Source organism: Pontiella sulfatireligans (assembly GCF_900890705.1).
Taxonomy (GTDB): Bacteria; Verrucomicrobiota; Kiritimatiellia; order Kiritimatiellales; family Pontiellaceae; genus Pontiella; species Pontiella sulfatireligans.
Window position 1 is genome coordinate 1,061,768 of sequence record NZ_CAAHFH010000002.1, and the last position, 19,288, is coordinate 1,081,055.

Annotated in this window: 17 protein-coding genes; 2 read left to right on the forward strand and 15 right to left on the reverse strand. The window is 57.2% G+C overall.

Annotated features, from left to right (window positions below; all coding sequences use genetic code 11):
• The first annotated feature begins 17 nt into the window (after positions 1–17).
• Together tnpC and SCARR_RS17475 are read left to right on the forward strand one after the other, a co-directional pair.
• Complete coding sequence (gene tnpC / locus SCARR_RS17470; RefSeq protein WP_281281224.1) at positions 18–1,529, forward strand: IS66 family transposase; 1,512 nt, start codon at positions 18–20, stop codon at positions 1,527–1,529.
• A gap of 89 nt (positions 1,530–1,618) precedes the next feature.
• A complete protein-coding gene (locus SCARR_RS17475) occupies positions 1,619–1,879 on the forward strand; it encodes a DUF2442 domain-containing protein (protein ID WP_136062944.1) in 261 nt (86 codons plus the stop codon).
• A gap of 136 nt (positions 1,880–2,015) precedes the next feature.
• On the opposite strand, the gene purB is transcribed toward SCARR_RS17475, so the two are convergent.
• The 15 genes from purB to trpB all read right to left on the reverse strand — a co-directional run bounded on the left by purB (position 2,016) and on the right by trpB (position 19,146).
• A complete protein-coding gene (gene purB / locus SCARR_RS17480) occupies positions 2,016–3,371 on the reverse strand; it encodes an adenylosuccinate lyase (RefSeq protein ID WP_136062945.1) in 1,356 nt (451 codons plus the stop codon).
• Positions 3,372–3,485: 114 nt separating this feature from the next.
• Entirely contained in the window at positions 3,486–4,901 is a 1,416-nt protein-coding gene (locus SCARR_RS17485) for a PEGA domain-containing protein (protein ID WP_136062946.1), read from the reverse strand.
• A 5-nt stretch (positions 4,902–4,906) separates the two neighbouring features.
• A complete protein-coding gene (locus SCARR_RS17490; protein ID WP_136062947.1) occupies positions 4,907–6,274 on the reverse strand; it encodes an FHA domain-containing protein in 1,368 nt (455 codons plus the stop codon).
• 107 nt (positions 6,275–6,381) lie between these two features.
• On the reverse strand, positions 6,382–7,311 hold the full coding sequence (locus SCARR_RS17495) for a type II secretion system F family protein (RefSeq protein ID WP_136062948.1): 930 nt from the start codon (positions 7,309–7,311) through the stop codon (positions 6,382–6,384).
• A gap of 6 nt (positions 7,312–7,317) precedes the next feature.
• The gene (locus SCARR_RS17500; protein ID WP_136062949.1) at positions 7,318–8,193 is read right to left on the reverse strand and encodes a type II secretion system F family protein; all 876 of its coding nucleotides are present in this window, start codon (positions 8,191–8,193) and stop codon (positions 7,318–7,320) included.
• A 3-nt stretch (positions 8,194–8,196) separates the two neighbouring features.
• Positions 8,197–9,894, reverse strand: coding sequence for an ATPase, T2SS/T4P/T4SS family (locus SCARR_RS17505; protein ID WP_222846357.1), 1,698 nt, complete (start codon positions 9,892–9,894; stop codon positions 8,197–8,199).
• A 153-nt stretch (positions 9,895–10,047) separates the two neighbouring features.
• Positions 10,048–10,842 carry a Flp pilus assembly protein CpaB gene (gene cpaB / locus SCARR_RS17510; protein WP_136062950.1) on the reverse strand — a complete coding sequence of 265 codons (795 nt, stop codon included), beginning with the start codon at positions 10,840–10,842 and terminating at the stop codon, positions 10,048–10,050.
• 31 nt (positions 10,843–10,873) lie between these two features.
• Positions 10,874–11,569, reverse strand: a complete 696-nt coding sequence (locus SCARR_RS17515; protein WP_136062951.1) for a hypothetical protein — start codon at positions 11,567–11,569, stop codon at positions 10,874–10,876.
• Complete coding sequence (locus SCARR_RS17520) at positions 11,566–12,138, reverse strand: hypothetical protein (RefSeq protein WP_168433401.1); 573 nt, start codon at positions 12,136–12,138, stop codon at positions 11,566–11,568. Before SCARR_RS17520 ends, SCARR_RS17515 begins: the two co-directional genes overlap by 4 nt.
• The gene (locus SCARR_RS17525; protein ID WP_136062953.1) at positions 12,128–13,657 is read right to left on the reverse strand and encodes a hypothetical protein; all 1,530 of its coding nucleotides are present in this window, start codon (positions 13,655–13,657) and stop codon (positions 12,128–12,130) included. The genes SCARR_RS17520 and SCARR_RS17525 overlap by 11 nt, the downstream gene beginning before the upstream one ends.
• The gene (locus tag SCARR_RS17530) at positions 13,657–14,325 is read right to left on the reverse strand and encodes a TadE/TadG family type IV pilus assembly protein (RefSeq protein WP_136062954.1); all 669 of its coding nucleotides are present in this window, start codon (positions 14,323–14,325) and stop codon (positions 13,657–13,659) included. Before SCARR_RS17530 ends, SCARR_RS17525 begins: the two co-directional genes overlap by 1 nt.
• A 44-nt stretch (positions 14,326–14,369) precedes the next feature.
• Positions 14,370–14,606 carry a hypothetical protein gene (locus tag SCARR_RS17535; protein ID WP_136062955.1) on the reverse strand — a complete coding sequence of 79 codons (237 nt, stop codon included), beginning with the start codon at positions 14,604–14,606 and terminating at the stop codon, positions 14,370–14,372.
• Between the two features lie 57 nt (positions 14,607–14,663).
• Entirely contained in the window at positions 14,664–14,819 is a 156-nt protein-coding gene (locus tag SCARR_RS28280; protein ID WP_168433402.1) for a hypothetical protein, read from the reverse strand.
• A gap of 499 nt (positions 14,820–15,318) precedes the next feature.
• Complete coding sequence (locus SCARR_RS17540) at positions 15,319–17,661, reverse strand: formylglycine-generating enzyme family protein (RefSeq protein WP_136062956.1); 2,343 nt, start codon at positions 17,659–17,661, stop codon at positions 15,319–15,321.
• A gap of 282 nt (positions 17,662–17,943) precedes the next feature.
• The gene (trpB, locus tag SCARR_RS17545) at positions 17,944–19,146 is read right to left on the reverse strand and encodes a tryptophan synthase subunit beta (protein WP_136062957.1); all 1,203 of its coding nucleotides are present in this window, start codon (positions 19,144–19,146) and stop codon (positions 17,944–17,946) included.
• Positions 19,147–19,288: the final 142 nt, after the last annotated feature.

The window sequence follows — 19,288 nt, forward strand, 5'->3', positions numbered from 1 at the left end:
TTGATATAATGTGCGGCATGGTTTATACGCGTGAAAATTTCAATCAACTGCTCGCCGAAAATGCGAGTCTAAAGAGCGAGGTAAACCTGCTTCAGGAAAAAGTTCAGTGCCTGATGAAGAAGCTATTCGGGCGCAGTTCGGAAAAACTCAGCCCCGATCAGCTGGAACTCGAGCTTGAAGAACTTCGCGAACTGCAAGAGGCTTTGGAGCTGGCCGAAACGAAAGCCGAGTTGGCCGAAGAAGAACAAAAGGAATCAAAACGAGGGAAGCGCAAGGGGCTCGATGCGCGCATTCCCAAAGACCTCCCGACCGAAACCATTATTATTGATCCAGATGAAGTTCTTGCCCATCCGGAGCTGTACAAAAAGATTGCCGAAGTCCGCACCGAAAAACTAGATGTCACGCCGACGCGCTTCTTTCGCACGGTCATCATTCGCAACAAATACAAGAAGCGCGACGACCGTTCCATTGCTCCGCTGATTGCTCCCGCGCCGAAGCAACTGATCGAAAACTCCTACGCTTCCACCGGACTGGTTCTTCATATCATCCTGAGTAAATACTGCGACCACCTTCCGCTTTATCGGCAGGAACAAATTTTTAAGCAACGCTTTGGTGTTGAGATCAGCCGCAAAACGATGGGCGGATGGATGTATCTCGTAGCCCAATGGTTATCTCTGATCTATGAAGCACTTCGAAATGAAATCCGCGCGAGCGGATACATTCAGGCCGACGAGACTTTTATCAAATATCAAGATCCGAAAAAGGACTACTGTCCCAACGGATACCTATGGGCTTATCATTCGCCAGGCAAAGGTGTGCTCTTTGAATGGTATGCTAGTCGCGCTGCGACCTGCCTTGACTCGATGTTGGTTGATTATGCCGGGCTGCTGCAAACCGATGGCTACGCTGGCTATACCAGCTGGCTGAATAAGAAGTCGCATGCAAAAGAAAAAGCCGCAATCATTCATGCCGCCTGCTGGGCGCATGCCCGCCGCAAGTTCAGAGAGGTTCCGGGCAATCCGACTGCGGAGGACATCGTGAAACGCATTGCCAAACTTTACCGGGTTGAAAGAAAACTGCGCAACAACCCCGACCTCGACCCCGCCGCATATCGACGGGAACACGCAACACCCGTTATGGAAGGAATCAAAACCATTCTCGAAACCGAACGGTTCCGGCAGCTGCCGCAAAGCAATTTCGGTAAAGCGATCAACTACACCCTCGAACGCTGGGATGCGCTCAACTTCTACCTTGAGCATGGGCGGCTCGAAATCGACAACAACCTTGTCGAGAACGCCATTCGGCCGACCGCCATCGGAAAAAAGAATTTTCTCTTTTTCGGCAGCCCTGACTCCGGCCAGACCAGCGCTGTTATCTATAGCCTCATTGAAACCTGCCGAAAGCTCGATATCAATCCGGCAGTCTACCTTCGTGAAGTCCTTACGGCTTTACCGACCATGAATCAATCCGAAGCGGCCAGTTGGACGCCTGCCCGCTGGAAATCAAACCGCGAAACCACCTGCGAGTAACTCCGTCAAGGGGGACTTCGAAAAGACGCATACGAAAGAGTTACTGGCTGTGGCAATTGAACATAAAGATGAAATCGAGAGGTATTGGAATGAATACTTTAACAGCTGAGCCCCGAGCAACTAACGTACAGTTTGATGACGACTCCCTGTGGGTTGATCTAGCCGATGGGCGGCAGCTGGGCGTGCCTTTAGCTTACTTTCCCCGCCTCCTCAACGCCACCCCCGACCAACGGACACAATTTGTCATCAGCGGGGGAGGCAGCGGCCTGCACTGGGATAAACTCGATGAAGACATTTCCGTCTCCTCTCTGCTGTACGGCATCGGCGATCACTCCCGAAAAGTCGCGTGAATATAATTTCCGAGAGATTGGCGGAGCAACAGGGATAGCACAACAGGCGGGCAAGTAGCTCGAAATTCCGTTTCGAGTTTTCGTACACACCGCCCTGCCGGAAACGCGGAACAGAATTCCGCGCTACGCTTTGCGGTTACAGCCCGTCAACGATGGCTTCCGCCATGCCAATATAAGAGGCGGGGCTCATGTCGAGCAGGCGCTTTTTGTCGGCTTCGTCGAGATCCAATCCTTCAACAAACTGCTGGATGGTTTCTTTTGTAATTTTGTCCTGCCCGCGGGTGAGGTCCTTGAGTTTTTCATAGGGCTTCTCGATGCCGGCCTTGCGCATCACGGTCTGAACCGGCTCGGCCAGCACTTCCCAGGCATTGTCGAGATCGGACGCGAGCTTGTCTTTACGCAGCTTCAACTTGCCGAGGCCCTTCATGGAGGACTGATAGGCAATCATGCTGTAGCCGAAGCCAACGCCCATGTTGCGAAGAACAGTGGAATCAGTAAGGTCGCGCTGCAGGCGCGAGACCGGCAGCTTCGAGGAGAGATGCCCGAAGATCGCGTTGGCCAGACCGAGGTTGCCTTCGGAATTCTCGAAGTCGATCGGATTAACCTTGTGCGGCATGGTGGAAGAACCCACCTCGCCTTTCACGGTCTTCTGGCCAAAGTAGGCCATGGAAATGTAGGTCCAGATGTCGCGATCGACGTCGAGGAGAATGGTGTTGAACCGGCTGATGGCATCGAACATTTCGGCCATATAGTCGTGGGGCTCGATCTGGGTCGTGAACGGATTCTGTTTCAGTCCAAGGCCGCCTTCAATCACGCGATTGGCCAGCGCGGGCCAGTTGACGTCCGGATAGGCGGAAAGGTGCGCGTTGTAGTTGCCGACGGCGCCGTTGAGCTTGCCGAGAATTTCGACCGCTTCGGTTTTCTGCTTCTGGAACGCAAGGCGGTCCGCAAATACGGCCAGTTCTTTGCCGATAGTGGTCGGCGACGCGGTCTGCCCGTGGGTGCGGGCCAGCATCGGAACGGACTTCCACTCGTTCGCATAGACTTTGAGCTGATCGATGATCTCCTGCTGGTGCGGCAGCAGCGCGGCGAGACCGTCCTTGAGCATCAGCGCGTGCGAAAGGTTGTTGATGTCCTCGGAGGTACAGGCAAAGTGCAGGAATTCCGAGAGCTCTTCGAGCGAGGTGCCTTTAATCTTTTGCTTCAGATAGTATTCCACCGCCTTGACGTCGTGGTTGGTGGTGCGCTCGATCTTTTTGACGGCATCGGCCTCCTGCGGCGTGAAATCCTCCACCACGCCCATAAGCAGCGTCTGCTCCTCGGTGGTCAGCGCGCGGCACTCGGGAATGCCGTCTTCGGCGCAGAGCGCCATGAGCCAGAGAACCTCCACCCGCACGCGGTTGCGCACCAGCGCGTATTCAGAAAAGCATTCGGTTAGTTCGGCGACCTTCGATGCATAGCGCCCGTCGATCGGGCTGATGGCTGTAATCATGGTTCTCTCCTCAAGTGGGTTACGAAGCGCCAAATATAGACAGGCTCGAAGCGATGGGCAAAATGATTCAGAGCCAAATGATTTATTACGTACTGCGTATTACGCAATACGCAACTACTCCGGAACGGCGCCGCTGTTCATCTCGATCAGGCGGCGCGCCTCGCGGTTGCTCTTGTCATCGAGCGAGATCGGCTGCACATCGCGGATGTCGGCCGCCTTGGCGGTGTCGAAGACGCCGGGATAGCGTTCGTAGTAAATGTTTCCATTGGGCAGCTTGTATTCCACACGGCACTTGATGATCTCGTCGTCGGTGATGATCTTGGTGTCGTAGACAAAAATACGCGTCAACACCTCGTGGCGCGCGACCACTTGATCAATCTCCGTCTGCAGCACCGTGCGCTGCGAAACAAACCCTTCGCGCACCAGCTGGATGTTGTGGTCGATGCCGGACTTCAGCGTAATGCGGATCGGCTGCGAAATGGAGTCCGACCCGCCCTTGGGCTGGGTGGTGGTCAGCAGCTTGCCGTTCACAAAAATCTGCACGTTGGCCGGCTCGGTATCGATCACCAGCGTGCCGCTGTCCTTCACCATGTTGAACTCGACGCTGTCGTTGATGTCGGGCTCGAGATAGATGGTTTTGGTCTTCGTGGCATAGCCGTCGAACGAGGCGACGATTTCGTGGGTGCCTTCCTTGAGGTTCGAGACCGTCAGCGGCGACTCGCCCGCCTCCTTGTTGTCGATCACGATCCGCGCGCCTTCGGGCGTGGTGATGACCGTCAAGCCGGAAGGCAGCGCTTCGAGCTGGGCGTTGATCTTGTAGGGCTTGGTGGCCTCGAAATCGATCCGCATCTGGTAGGGCTGATAGCCGCGCTTCGATACCTTTACGTCGGACTCGCCGGCGCGAACCTCTTCAATGGTGCACGGCGCCGTACCCGCCAGAATGCCGTCGATGCGCACCTCGGCGCCGTCGGGCTCGGAGGTCACGGTGAGCTGCGCCGTATTGGAGATGAGCTCAGAAAACACATGAACGGGGATGCGCCCCACAAGCTCAGCACTCATCGTGCGAGGCAGCTGGTTGGCCGAGCGGAACTCGAGCTTGTATTTCCCCAGCGGAAGCTCGGTGAGCAGCAACGGCGTATTGCCTTTGGAGACGCCTTCAATCACCACATCCGCCCCAGCCGGATTGGATTCCACGAGCAGCAGGCCCGTTACTTCCTTCATTTGAAGGTCGAGGTCCATCACCTGCCCTTCGAGCAGACTCACGCTTTTATAGACGCGGTCGTAGCCCTCCTTGCGCAGCTCAACGATATAGTCGCCGGAAGCCAGCCCCGGAATCGTCAGCGGGGCAAACCCCTGCGATGCGCCGTTCACCAGCACCTCGGCGCGCTCGGGGGTGGACTTGATGGCGAGACTGCCCTTGCCCTTGGCTTTGGGCATTTCCAGATCGCACCCCGAAAGGGACAGGGCGGCGAGAACGGACATCAGGACAAGGGCGGCGGATCTTTTCATTTGAATAAAACTTTCAGTCATTAGAACTACCTCAAGTGCTGTTCAACGTTAAGCAGCTTGGAGCTGATCGTATCGTGGCGGGGGTCGTTGCGCTCGGGAATGAGCTCGGAAAGGATTCGCAGCTGCTTGGAGGCAGCGTCCCACTCTTGCAGACGAATGGATTGCTCGGCACTGAACATGTGTTCCTTATAACGGTCGTTGCGCTCGGTATTGGCGCGCAGCAGGCCTTCGGACGCCTTGCGGTAGATGGCCGGCTTGGGTTCGAAGGTTTCCAGATAAAGCATCGCTTCGCTGTAGTTCCTGATCGCTTCAGCCAGATTGCCGTAACGGACGTCGCGCTCGGCATAGCGCGCACCGCCCAGGTTCAGCGCCTCCTCAGCCAATTCCAGCAGCTTGGCATTGTCCTTGAAAAACGTATGAGAAATGCCCAGCTCGCTAAGGGCAAAATCCTCGATCACCGAAACGGTGCGCTTGATCTCCGCCGGCGGCTCCCGGTTGAGCACCTTGATCTGCTGGAACCGGCGGTTGCGCTGCACGGCGATGTCGTACAAATCATACTGCCCCTGCGAAGTTCCGGCATAGTCGGAATCCACCTCGAAAAAACCGGCATCGTCGATGCTGACGGCCAAATGCAGCATGACCGTTTCCTCCACCTTTTTCTGCTTCTGGATATGACGGTTGTTCTTCAGGTCGTCGATGGCCATCGACAGGTTGCCCTTTTCATCCAGCTCGAGGTAATAGCGGAAAATATTGCGCGTATCGGCCTGCACGCGTTCATAGGAAAGCGCCATGGTCTCCTTCTTGACCACCACTTCCGGCGTGTCTTCAACCATCTCCAGCAGCTGCGGCACGATGAATACCAGCACGCCGAGCACCAGCAGGATCACAATCACCTGCATCAGCCGGTGCATCAGCGAGCCTTTGGCTTGCTGCGGTGTCGCCTCGACTGCCGCCTGAGGCTTGCTGCGCGTTTTACGGCCGCCCTTGAAGCCTAAATCAATTTCTTCTCCGCCCAACGCGGCCGCCGGTGCGGGCGGAGGCGGCGGTTCGGGAACCGGAACCGGAGCTGGTGGCGCGGGAGGCGGCGCAACAGCGTCTTCCTGAGTGGTGTTGATGATGCGGAACGCCGTTTCGCCGACTTCCACCAAATCGCCCGACTTCAGCTGGTATTCATCAATCGGGATGCCGCCCACCACGGTCTTTTCGCCAGCGCCGAAATCGGTCACCCACAGCGAGCCGTCGGACTTAAAGAAAAAGCGGCCATGAAAAAGCATGGCGGCCGGATCTTCCAGCACCAAATCGTTGGCGGGCGAACGGCCAAACTTCATCCCCGCCGAAGGCACGCTGACTTCCGCCCCGACGCCCTTGCCCTGTTCAATAATCAAATGAGACATCTTTTACTCTCAGTTATTAGTTATTGGTTATTGGTTAATGGCAGGTCGCGTAAAGCAGAACGGACGGAATCGCCATTAACCATTAACGATTAACTTTTATTTCAACTTTAAAATCCACCCCGCTGGGCCATCTGCAGCATTACCGGCCCGAGCAGAATTAAAAACACCGACGGAAAAATAAAGGCCACGAGCGGGAACAGCATCTTCACCGGCGCCTCGTTGCCGAGCTTTTCCGCCCGCTGAAAACGCTTGATGCGGATCTGGTCGGACTGAATGCGCAGGGCATGGCCGATGCCGGTGCCGAGCTCGTCGGCCTGCACCAAAGCGTTGGAGACGGAGCGGATGTCGGTATGGTCGATGCGCTCGGAAAAGTTGATCAAGGCCTCTTTACGAGAACGGCCCACTTGGATTTCGCGGAAGACGCGGATGAGCTCCTCGCCCAGCGGATCGACCTCGCGGTGCTGGATGATGCGGTTGATGCCGGTCATGAAATCGAGGCCCGACTCAACGGAAAGGGTCAGCAGGTCGAGCACGAACGGCAGGGCGCGCTCAATGCTGCGGTGGCGGGTCTTCACCGAGTTTTTCAGCCAAACATCCGGGTAGAAGCCCAGCCCGACTAGAATAAGGAAGAAAATGGCGAACTGGCGCTTGGCCAGCATGGTGCCGATTCCGCCCGCCATATGGGGAAAAGAAAAACCGAGCAGCGCGCACAGCAATACGCCCACGCCCAGCGGCATCAATACGCGCAGGGCAATCACCTCGTGCGCCTCAATCAAACCTTCATAGCCGCCGGCCACCAGTTTGCGCCCAATGCGCGCGCGGCTCTCCTCCAGCGAACGGTGCTGGGTGATGAAGCCCGGAACCATTGACGCGAACGGCAGCACCAGCCGGATTAAAAACGGCAGGCTGCGCTCCTGGCGACGCCCGTCGGCCAGCGTCACATAGGTCGCATGCTGCGCCGTGCAGATGAGCTGCCACGCCACGATCAGCGCCGCAAACAGAAACATGGAACTGATGATTAAGATTTCTTTTGTCATAATACGCTACACATCGATGTTAATGATTTTCTTGATCACAAAATTGCCGCACAACTGCATGATCAGCACCGCAATAATAATGCCGATGCCGGCCATGGACTTGAAGAACGTAACCATCATCTGCGGATCGAGCACATACAGCATGCCGCCGAGAATGAATGGCATGGCGCTCACCACCCGCCCCTGGATCTTGCCCTGCGCCGTCAACGACTTAATCTTGCCTTCAATGCGGCGGCGCTCGCGGATGGTTTCGGAAATGCGGTCGAACACCTCGGTCAGGTTGCCCCCGGTCTGGCGGGCAATCTCGATGGCCTGGACCATCAGATCCAGATCTTCACTGTCGATGCGCCGGGTCATGTCGGCCAGGGCATCCTCGAAAAGCATGCCCACGCGCAGCTGCTGCAGGAACATGCCGTACTCCTGCGCAATCGGGTTCTGCCCCTCTTTGACGATGGTTTCAAACGCCTGCTGGATGCTGAAGCCGGCCTTGAGCGCATTGCTCATGCTCGTAAGTGCATCCACCAGCTGGTTGTTGAAACGCTCCAAACGGCGTACCCGGAGCACCTTAAGAATCAGCCGTTGCATCGAAAGGGTAGCCACCGCGCCGACCGAGCCCGCCACTGCACCGCGAATCATGCCGCTGGCGGAGGACATGCTGCCTGCGGCAAAGAAGAGCAGGAAAAATACAATCAGTGCGAGCGTGCGCGAAATCCGCAGCATTTGCGCCGGCGAGATAAAGAGGAAAAGATCCTCGAACTGCCGCGCGGTGTCGGCGGTGTACTCACTGGCATAGCTCGACTCCGCCTCCCGCAGCGCGCTGATCAGCATATAGCCCATCAACACGGCGCACAGGGCAAACAGCGATGGAATAATCCAGAACATAACCTATTTCCCCCACCGGTTGGTTGGAGCGGCGTGCTGCTTGCTCGTGTCGAAGATGGCACGGTCGAACGGAAGGCGGCGGATGCTGATCTCTTCAATAAAGGTGGGCACCGCACCCGTCGGTTGGAGCGTGCCGAACACCTTGCCGTCCTCGCCCACGCCGGTCTGCACAAACTCAAACAGATCCTGCAGCGTGATCCGATCGCCTTCGAGGCCCGACACTTCGGTAATCTTGCTGACCTTGCGCGTGCCGTCGGAAAAGCGGGAAATCTGGCAAATCATGTGGACCGCCGAACCGACCTGCTCGCGGATAGCCCGGATGGGCAAATCCATGCCAGCCATCAGCACCATCGTTTCGAGACGGGCCAGCGTATCGCGAGGCGTGTTGGCGTGGATGGTCGTGAGCGAGCCTTCGTGGCCGGTATTCATCGCCTGCAGCATATCGAGCGCTTCGGAGCCGCGGCACTCCCCCACCACAATGCGGTCGGGGCGCATGCGCAGCGCGTTGCGAACCAGGTCGCGGATCGTCACCGCACCGCGGCCTTCAATGTTGGCGGGGCGCGCTTCGAGCCGGATGATGTGCTGCTGCGTCAGGCGCAGTTCGGCCGCGTCTTCAATCGTCAGGATGCGCTCGTCGTCCGGCAAATAGCTCGACAGCACGTTGAGCAGCGTGGTCTTGCCCGACCCGGTGCCGCCCGAAACAATAATGTTTTTCTTCAGCAGCACGCAGATGCGCATAAATTCGGCGGAGTCCTTCGTGAGCGTGCCAAAGTTAATGAGGTCCTGCACCCGGAACGGAACCTTGGAAAACTTGCGGATCGTCAGGCACGGGCCAATCAGCGAAAGCGGGTGGATGATGGCGTTGACGCGCGAGCCGTCGGCCAGGCGGGCGTCCACATAAGGCTGGCTCTCGTCGATGCGCCGGCCGATCGGCGAAACAATGCGGTCGATCACCGAATTCACGGAAGCGTCGTTGATGAACGAGTAGTCGGTCAAAATCAATTTGCCGGCGCGCTCCACATACACCTGGCTCGGACCGTTCACCATGATTTCCGTCACCGAATCGTCGGCAAGCAAATCCTCCAATGGGCCAAGGCCCACGGCTTCGTCGAAGATTTCCTTGGCCAGCCGAGCGGGGTCGATCCCGCGCGGGAGCCGGCCGTGGATTTCGTCGATGATCTCCTTGAGCGTGTTCTTGATTTTGTCCTGCAGCTCATGCTCCTGCAGCTTGCTCATGCTCAGGCGCTTGAGGTCGAGGCGCTCAACCAGCTCGCTGTGGATCTGCTGCTTGACCGCCTGGTTGGCGGCCACATTCAAATTTTTAGGCTTGGTCTTAAACGGCTCCGGCGCATCGGCCACAGGCTTGGGTTCGGGCGCGGCAGCGGACGGAGCCGGCGCCAAATCAGCTTCGCCGCCGAAAAGCAGCGTATAGTTGCCCATCTGGATCGGCGCGCCGCGGTAGACGCGCTGGCGCGTCTTGACCCGCTCGCCGTCCACATAAACGCCGCCGCCCATCAGATCCTCAACATACGACTCGTCCTCCATCAACGAAAGCACGGCATGCGCCTCTTCCACGCTGCCGTCGTCGAGCACGATCCGGCACGAGGCGTCGGAGCCAATCATGTACGCACCGTAAGGCGCTCCCAGCGTTTGGAGGTCGCGCGACGGGTGCGATATTTGGATCTGGAGCTTGTCGTTCATCCTTTAAATCCTGCGGCTTCCAAACAGATCGATAGCCGCACAATTGAGGAGCAATTGCGCACTGAAGAGGCACGAAGACCCAGTGCCCCAAGTCTTGTGATTCTTGCGCTTCTTTGCGGCCATTCCTTCTGCATTCGGAGTTCCTTACTTAAATTAGGGGGCGATGTGGCGGAGATCCATCTGCCGCTTTTCGTTGAGTTCCTTCAGCACCGATTCGAGATAGTCAAAGTTAACGGAAGGCAGCTGATCTTCGTAGTAAATGTCGTCCGGGTTCCGCAGCGAAAGGTACAGCTGCCCGCGGGTCTGCTGGGCGAAAACAATCAGCTCGGCTTCGCGCGGTGAAACCTCGAAGGTGACTGCGTTGTAGCCGCCCTGCTGCACCCGGCCGTCGGCCACCTCCTGCCCGGCAATCTGCATGCCGGTCGCCAACACCGAAACGTTCTGCATCAGCGTCAGCGTCACCGACTCCACCTGTTGCGGATTGGTCGGCGACGGGAAGGTGAACGTACCAAGCACATCGACGTGGTCATTGGGCTTTACGAGTCCGCTGACCGCTTGAGCGCCAGAAATAGCAATCGAAATGGCGCGGCTGCGCTTTTTAATGATCGGGGCGAGGCCGGAGGCGCTTGTGCGGGGCATATCGACCTGCGACCACATCAGCGGGGCCTTGCGCTTGACCGGATATTTCAGGCGCTTGCCTTCGATTTTATTGAGATCCTCAGGAAGAAATATGTTTCCGCCGACGGCGCTTTTATAGACCGAAAGCAGCCCCAGATCTTCGCGGGTGAGAACCGCTCCGGCGGGGAGATCGCGCGCTGCGACGATCACCTGGATTTTGACGGCGCCGGCATAGAGCTTGTCGCGCTCTTTGTCGAGATAGCGTGCACTCAGCCAAAAGGCCACAATCCCGATCATTACGGCAACCAGCAAAACAAGTTTATTCTTCATATCCTAATTTCTCCAATAGCGGGCAAAACTATCAAAGCGCCCCACCCTTAACAAGCAATGTCACCAAATTCGATCCCGCCTGCCGACCGGCCGACTGCACATAGCAAATCTTTTTCTTTTTCTGATAAATGGCGACCCCTTTGACCTCCCCATGGTTCACAACAGGGGGCATGACGGTTTGCCAGCCAAGGGCCGAGAGGCTGTTCCTGTAAAAGTCGTGCACCAACGTTGGGGAATCGAAAGTCTTGACGGTGGCGAAAAAAGTATGGGTGTCGTCGTCCGTCACCACATTCATCAGCTCGCCCCGGTCGTATTCGGGGACGGGGAAGCGCGACTCACGCAACTGGCCCGACGGTTCGGGATAAAAAATAAAAACCAAGTGGCGGGGCTGCGCCTTGGGGGACAACACCAAAAACCGCGCCTCGCGGTCCGGCCAGCGGGCAACGCCCGAAGCGCCCTCTTCCGTGCGCTTGACCATCACCGCCGCGCCCTGCGCCTTGAACTGGTTTTCCAATTGCTCAACGGCGGGCTGCGAATAGCGCACCGAATAGAGGACCACCTCGTTTTTCAACCCGTTGACCGTCATGGTGGTATTGTAGGCCTTGGTCCATGGAAGCCCTGCGGTGTTTAACTGGCCATCCAAATGGCCGACCACCCGCCAAACCCGCGCAAAGGATGCGGTCGTGCAACTCAAAAAAACAAGTAGAAGAAGCCGCCGAATCATCATGGCTCCATCAGTCCGTCAAGCTCCGGCATCCAAATGCCGCGCGATAAAATAAAGGAACCTTTCCCGACCAAACGGCGAATCACCGGCACAATCTCGATGTCCGTCGATCGTTGCGTAAAAAGCATGTTGTATGTATTCCCGAGATCGCCGGTGCTCTCCAGCGCGGCATAAGGATCCACTTGCTCATAATCCTCTAAATATTGCTGAATGCTTTCGCCACCGGCTATGGGCGGCTCATTGTAGCGGGCCGAAGAAAAAAAGTCGGAGAAAAAGGACGAAGCCGTGCCTGAAAGCATGACATCGTCGCCAGTGAACCTTCGCTGGTCATTGCCCTCATCGTGCCCTTCGGAATAAACATAGTCCCCCTGCTCTGACGAACCGTTGCCCGTCAGCAGATCAGCTACATCTTCCCGCGCCAACGAGATCATTTTTAGATTTTCACAGGAGATTTCGCGCGCCTGCATCAGGCCAGCCACCAAAAAGACAATGCAAATCAAGCCGAGCAGAAACTCAATCATGGACTGGCCGCTCTTGGCCTTTTTACACACCCTGAACGCTTTACGAGCCACCGGAAGCACCTCCTCCAGCGCCGCCGCCGCCACCCGGCTCCGTATAGCAAGGGTTGTCAGAGCCTGATTTTGAATTCGCCTCATCCAGCCAGGCCTGGCCGGCCTCTAAATCGAGCTCTTCCCAGATGGCCAGCAACCGGCAATAGGGACAGTTTGGATCCAAAGCACCAAGACCGTCATTAAGATAGGGATGAAGGTGATATTTGACGTGCTTGTAGAACGCGGGGCTGAGCACCGGATCACCGATGTCGGAATGAACCAGCCGCACCTCCCGAAAAGCCGGCAAGACCAATCCAAAATAATACGGCGGAACCCGGATGTCTCCTCCGGAAGTGGTGTAAAATGTTTTTAGAGTCGGGTCGGTGGGCTCTGCAGTTAAATAGCCGAAGGGCTTGGCCTTGCATTTGTAGTCAAGATCCACGCTGTCGTCGTCGTTGCGAGAAATGATCCCCTTTTCAATGCTGCTGGAAATACTGATGCCAGCCTCGGCTCCCATGTAATCGTACTCAGGCCGGACATCCGCCCGAAAAGGAAATCCACTGCCTGCATTGTTTGCGGATGCAGTTTCGGTTGAGAGGGGCCATTTGTTGTCCCAGTTTCCGGAATAGGCATGCCACGCCACATCCTCAAGCATGTAAAGCGCCTGAATATTGCCTCCATCAGCACCCTGCATATTGAAAACTTCATTCGTCTCCAAATAGCCATACAACCCACCTGTATAGTCGTTGGATGAAGCCATGGCAGTTCCGGGCCGCCAGCCATGCATTTCACCGGAACTGTTTTCATGGACATTGGTGAAAGCATAGACCTTGAGCTTAAAAAAGTCGTTCTCCCCTTCGTAGTGCTTGACGCCGGACTCCCAGCTCGTATAGCCGTTGTAGTATCCGAGTACATCCGAAAAATCATCCATAAGGCACCACCAGCCGGCAGCCGCTTGAGCAATCGCGGCATAAAACCGAAGGCTTTCCAAAGGATGCCCCCCGAGGTCGAGCGTGTACGAACCCACCGCGGCGGTTTGAGCCACCACACCCAGCATGGCGGCGTATTCCTCGAACGCGCCGTCATAGGGCTCGGGCACGCCGCTATCTAACTGCTCCTTAACCTCGGCCGCCATAAACTCGATGTCCTGCTTCAGCTCCGGGTCGTGGAAGGCGCCGTTGTTGAAGGCGGCCTGTTGCGCGGCCGTGAAAGCCGAGAGCGGTCCTATCAGCGCCAAACGTTGCCGGAGTTCATGAATGGCGGGCACATCCGCAGGAATGGGGTCGTCTGGAGAATAAACATTCGCTGTCATGATGGCTGCCTGAATCAGATTCAGCTCGCCAATCATATTGAGGGTGTGCCCCTGCCAGCGGGCCGCCGAAAGCGCCGCCGAATCGCCCATGTTGCGGATCTGCAGCTTGGTGCTGATCACCCGGTGCAGATCAAAATTCCAGACCACCACAAACAAGCCGATCACCACCACCATCACCAAAAAAATGATGGCTTGTCCGGACTTGCTGCTGGGCGGAGTGGATTTCATTAATTTTCTTGAAGGTAGAAACTCGCGTGATTTTCCATCACGGCGTCATATTCCATCGGAACAGCGGGGTAGAGCTGGCTTATGGTTTTCGTCCCCCATGCCCCGCTTTCGCTATCCAGATCAGGCATCGTTCGAGGTACGGAAACCATGATGTTTTGGTTGACCAAATGCCGGGCAAACGCCCGAGAGAACGGATACGTCATCGGAACCATTTGGCGAATGGTCGTGGTAATCAGGTCGTTTTGATACGATGTGCTGGACCTTATCCGGGCATCGCTCCCATTCCAGTTGTCATAATTTAATATGCCGCGCCATTCCGTTTCGTCCGCCAAATGGAATTGCTCCCGAACCGCAACCTCGTACCATCCCTGCGCCGACTCCGGTGTATTGGTCCGGCTTATGGCATGGTCAAACCGTTCCCCCATCGTGTCCCCCGGCAAAGCAGTGCTTCTAATGCCTGAGGGCGTGTTGATCGGGCCGGCTGTGGGAATGCTGACATAGTAGCTGACTTTTTCCAGCATGGAGTCATTCAGCCCAACCGCCGCAGCGCGCACCGTTGCAGCCGCGGCATATTGCAGCACGTTGCGCGCCGCCACAACATAGGATACCTGAAGCAGACCGAAAAGAATCAGGCACAGCATCATGATGACCAAACATGATTCCACCATGGCCGCTCCTGACTTGCTTTTCGGATACCGGGTCACACGATGGCCTAGTCGCCGGATCCGTCTGAATCCAGATTGCGCAGGAAATCGCGCGAAGCTCCTTCCGACACTTCATCAGCCGCGGAGGAATCAGCATCCAGCTCGGTGGTGGCACCGGCCAGCTTTTCCTGAATCGTATCGCCGAACATACCGAAAATCACCAGCGCGGCAATCGCAACTACGGCCACAATAATAATGTATTCGACCATCGCCTGGCCTTCTTTACGTTTGAGCTTTGCTTTCATTTTGCTTCTCCTTGGCTTGAGGGCAGCACCCCGCCCTGTTTTGAAAATTTATTTAATCTACGCGCCCGCCATTACATTCAATATTCGCCCGCCATACGATTTAAAGGCATACAGCAACAGGGCGCATAGCCCGATCATGGCGACAAACACACCCAGCGCAACAACGTACTCGAGCATCACCTGCCCGCGCTTCCGACTTGTATCCTTTTGCATCTGCTCCGTCATAACACCCTGACAACGTTTTTCAATGGTCTAAAATTGTACATTTTTTCCTAAGGGTTGGAACCTTAAACACCTTTTTTTCAAGCCCGCCTATATCGGATGCAAAGGGATCTCCACCTTCGTCGCAAGAACCAAACCATCCTGCATTCATGTCTGTTTTAATTCAACGCAAAGGTGCGAAGTCCGCAGAGACACGCAAAGCTTTGCGGAACTTCGCGCTCTTCGCATGAGCTAATGGCACTGACTTAAGGAGTTTTCCATGGAATACCCGTTCGTCGGGGCAGGCGGGACGCCTGCGGTACAGCTTTCAGCACCGACCGTTTTCCACAGGCTCCTGGAGCCAGAAGAACGGGGCGGAACAGGCCGTATCGCAGGCGTCCCGCCTGCTCCACGCAGAGCAAACCGCGCTTAAGTCAGCGCCATTAGCTCTATGAGCCGAATTCGTACGGCATTTCAAACGGTGAATGCTCTAACTGCCTTCATCCGAGACTCAAAACTTGGGCGGGACAGTGCGCACGATGCGGAAGCCAATGTTGCCTACGGCTTTCTCGGGAGCAACGTGCAGACGGACCGCCGCACGGCAGTCCTTGACCTCGGACGAGGCCGCGCCGCCGCGGCACACCCGCTCGGCGCCCTGCCGGACGCAGGGGTCGGAAATGTTGAGCGCCTCGTATTCGCCGTAAGCGTCTTCAACCCATTCCCAAGCGTTGCCGTGCATGTCGTGCAGCCCCCACGCATTGGGGCGGTAGCTGCCAGCCGGCGCAAAGCCCGCATAGCGGTCGTCGGTCCATTTCAGCAATTTGGCCTCTTTTTTATTGGAAGCCTTACGGTCTTTGGTGTTGCTGAAGACATACAGATCCGCCGAATCGCCGCAGCAGAAGGAACCGGAGGTGCCGGCCCGGCAGGCATATTCCCACTCGGCTTCGGTCGGCAGGCGGTAGGTGCCCGGCGGAACGCCTTCGAGCTTGCACAGCTTTTCAACAAACGCTTGGCACTGCTTCCAGCTGACGCCGGCCACCGGCGCATGGGCGGCGCCGTTGCCCGGCGCCCGACCCATCACGCGCTTCCACTGCGCGTTCGTGACCTCGTACTTGCCGAAATAGAACGGCTTGGAAACCACCACATCGTGCACCGGCCGCTCGGCGTAGGCTCCTTTCGCCGCGCCCATGCTGAACGCGCCGCGCGGTATCAGCCGCATGCGTATGCCCGAATGCCCCGATTCCACCTCCAGCCCAAGCTTCAGCCCAGCGACCGCCTTTTGCTGATCGCTCCGCGCCCGCGCCGATCCGGGCGCCAGCGAATGGGTCTCGGTTTTGGTTAAAAACAAAAAGCCCTTCTTTTTGACCTCGTAGTCGAGCGGGGCGTAGCCGGCGCCGGCCACCGGACGCAGGTCATGCACGGAGACGGCCTTGGCGACCCGGCGCATCTCGGCGTCGCGGGGATATTCCTTGAGCATCAGGGCCGAGAGCCGGCGGGCCTCATCCCATTTCTTGGCAACGACGGCGGTTTTTACCGCCGAGAGATAGGTGTCGTACAAAACGGGCTGCAGCTGCTTCGTTGCTTTATCGTAGGTGGCCGCAATGCGCGTGGGCGAGCTGGATTCCCACTTGTTGTTGACCGTCTGTTCAATGGATTTCCAAGCAATACCGCCAAATTGATTCAACAGATCGACGCCGGCGCGGTCGACCTCGCGGTTGTATTTGGCCGAGGCCGTTGCAACGGGCAGCAGCTTCTCTTCCCAATAGGCGCGCAGTTCGTTGGCTTCGGTCTGATCGAGATAGCCCGACGCCTCGGCACGGGTCAACGCGGCATGGAGATCTTTCCAGCGCATTTCACCCTTGGCGGTGAGGGCATCGCGGACGGCTTCGTCGTACGCGCGCTTCGACTGCTCGGCCACGGCCCGCTGCAGCGACTCTTTCAACGACGCCGTCGCCACAGCATAAAGCTCGGCCGCATCGAGATTGCGCTGCGCGGCTTCGTTGCGCCCGGCATTGGCATAGAGGCCTTTCGGACGCTGGAAAAGCGTGCCGAAGGCATCGGAGTCCACCGCCTCGCGGACGGCGTCCCACTGCGGCTGTTCGAGTTCCTGATCATAGGCGGCTTTCTGCGCCTTCATCCGACCAGCGGCTTTGAGCTGGCGCTTGGATTCCGCCAAGGCGGCGTCCAGCAAGCGGGAAGCCTCGGCATAGGCGCCCTCCATCTCGGCGGAGCCCACCGACTGCTCGGCGTTTTTCCGGGCGCGGGCAAGATTGCGGGTTTCGTCGGGCGCAGTGCTTTCGAGCAGGGCAACATCGGTTTCCGACATCCGGCGCAGGAAAACGCCTTCGAGCGCGGCGCGGCGCGCGGCCTCGGCCTTGGAGGCATCGAGGCGGCCGACCGCCTCGGACGCCCAGTAAGCGGATCCGCGCCGCTGGGCAAGCGTCGCGAATTCTTCCGCGTCTTCCAACTCGTACGGGGCATACTTTTTCGTCGAGGCATACGAACCGGTACCCGATGAGGTTTTCATCTCTGCCAGCGCGGCCACCCACTCGCCCTCGGCGGAATCGCCCTGCGGCTCAGCCTCGACGGGTGCCGCCGATGGCGGCAGCTCCTCAACCACCTCCGCAATGGAAACCAATGCATTGGTTTCCAGTAAAGGTGCTCCGGAAAAGGTGTTTATCTCCGTGGCGGGTTCTGCCGGAAGCGCCTTAAGCCCGCTATCCAGCGGCTTAAGCACAAACCACGCTACGCCAACGACAATGGCGATCACCAAGGTAAATAGAATGTTAACAACCAACGAACTGCCAGCCTTGGCCACCGGTCCGTCACGGTCCTTCAATGCTCTAAGCCTCATAACACCCAACCCGTTTTCCAGTTCCCCCGCGCAAGGCTCGGCCTGCGCGTTTAATCAGTTCTCCAGTTCTTTAAAAAACCAATATATATCTATGCACATGCACGGGTTTTAAAGGAAAGCATAAAAACCGCCCAGATGGACGGCTGCTTGCTGGAAAACCCTTACACTGAAGCATCCCAAGACTGAAGAGCTTTAAAACAAAACGATGGATAACAAGACGATTTCGGGAATGTGGCACCGGACTCCGATCCGGTGTCTGGCGCGCAGAGAGAAGAACCCCGGCTATTCCGCCGCTTGCTTGGCCTTCCATTCGGCCAGCTGCATCACATCTTTGTCGCCCCGACCGGAAACGTTGATGATGATCAGGTCGTCGGAGGTAAACTCCGCAGCATTCTTGATGATCCAGGCAATCGCGTGCGAGCTTTCGAGCGCGGGGAGAATCCCTTCCCACTGCGACAGCTTGTCGAAGCCATCGACGGCTTCAACGTCGGTGACATAGGAATATTCCGACCGGCCGAGATCGCGCAGCAAACTGTGCTCGGGGCCGACGGCGGCATAGTCGAGCCCGGCGCTGATCGAATGCGTCAGGGCAATCTGGCCGTCATTATCCTGCAAAACATAGGTTTTCGTGCCCTGCAGAATACCGATCTTGTCCTGCGCAAAACGCGCGGCATGCATCCCGCCGGCAATGCCGAGGCCGCCGGCTTCCACGCCGATCATCCGAACGCCTTCGTCCTTGATGAACGGATGGAACAGGCCAATGGAGTTGCTGCCCCCGCCGACGCAGGCAATCAACGCCGTGGGCAGGCGCCCTTCCGCCTTCAAAATCTGCTTGCGCGCCTCGCGGCCGATCACGCTCTGGAAATCGCGCACCATCATCGGATAAGGATGCGCACCGAGCGCTGAGCCCAGGATGTAGTGAGTGGAGCGAATGTTCGTCACCCAATCGCGCATGGCTTCGTTGACGGCTTCTTTCAGCGTCTGCTGGCCGACCGTTACCGGCACAACCGTTGCGCCGAGGCTTTCCATACGGAAAACGTTGAGCGACTGGCGCTCCATATCGACCTTGCCCATGTAGACCACGCATTCCAGACCAAACATGGCACAGACGGTCGCGGTCGCCACGCCGTGCTGGCCGGCGCCGGTTTCGGCAATGATGCGCTTTTTGCCCATGCGCTTGGCGAGCAGGATCTGCCCCATCGAATTGTTGATCTTGTGCGCGCCGGTGTGGCAGAGGTCTTCGCGTTTGAGATAAATCTTGGCGGTGCCCAGCTTGCGCGTCAGACGTTCGGCAAAATAGAGCGGGGTCGGACGGCCGACATATTCACGCAGATAATACTGCAGCTCCTTCTTAAACTCAGGATCCTTGCGGACTTCCTTGTATACGCGCGTCAGTTCGTTCAACGGCTCCATCAGTGTTTCCGGCACAAACATGCCGCCATAATCGCCAAAGTGGCCATGAGAATCAGGTTGGGTCGGTTTCATGATAAAATCCTTTGCAAAAAGCGAGCTCAAATAATCCCCGCCCTGCCCCTCTATTTCAAGGCTATTTGCAAAAACCCGTTCAGAGTTTCTTCTTGCCAACCCCCACGGGGTAACATCTAATACCCACGATCGTGGCAATTAG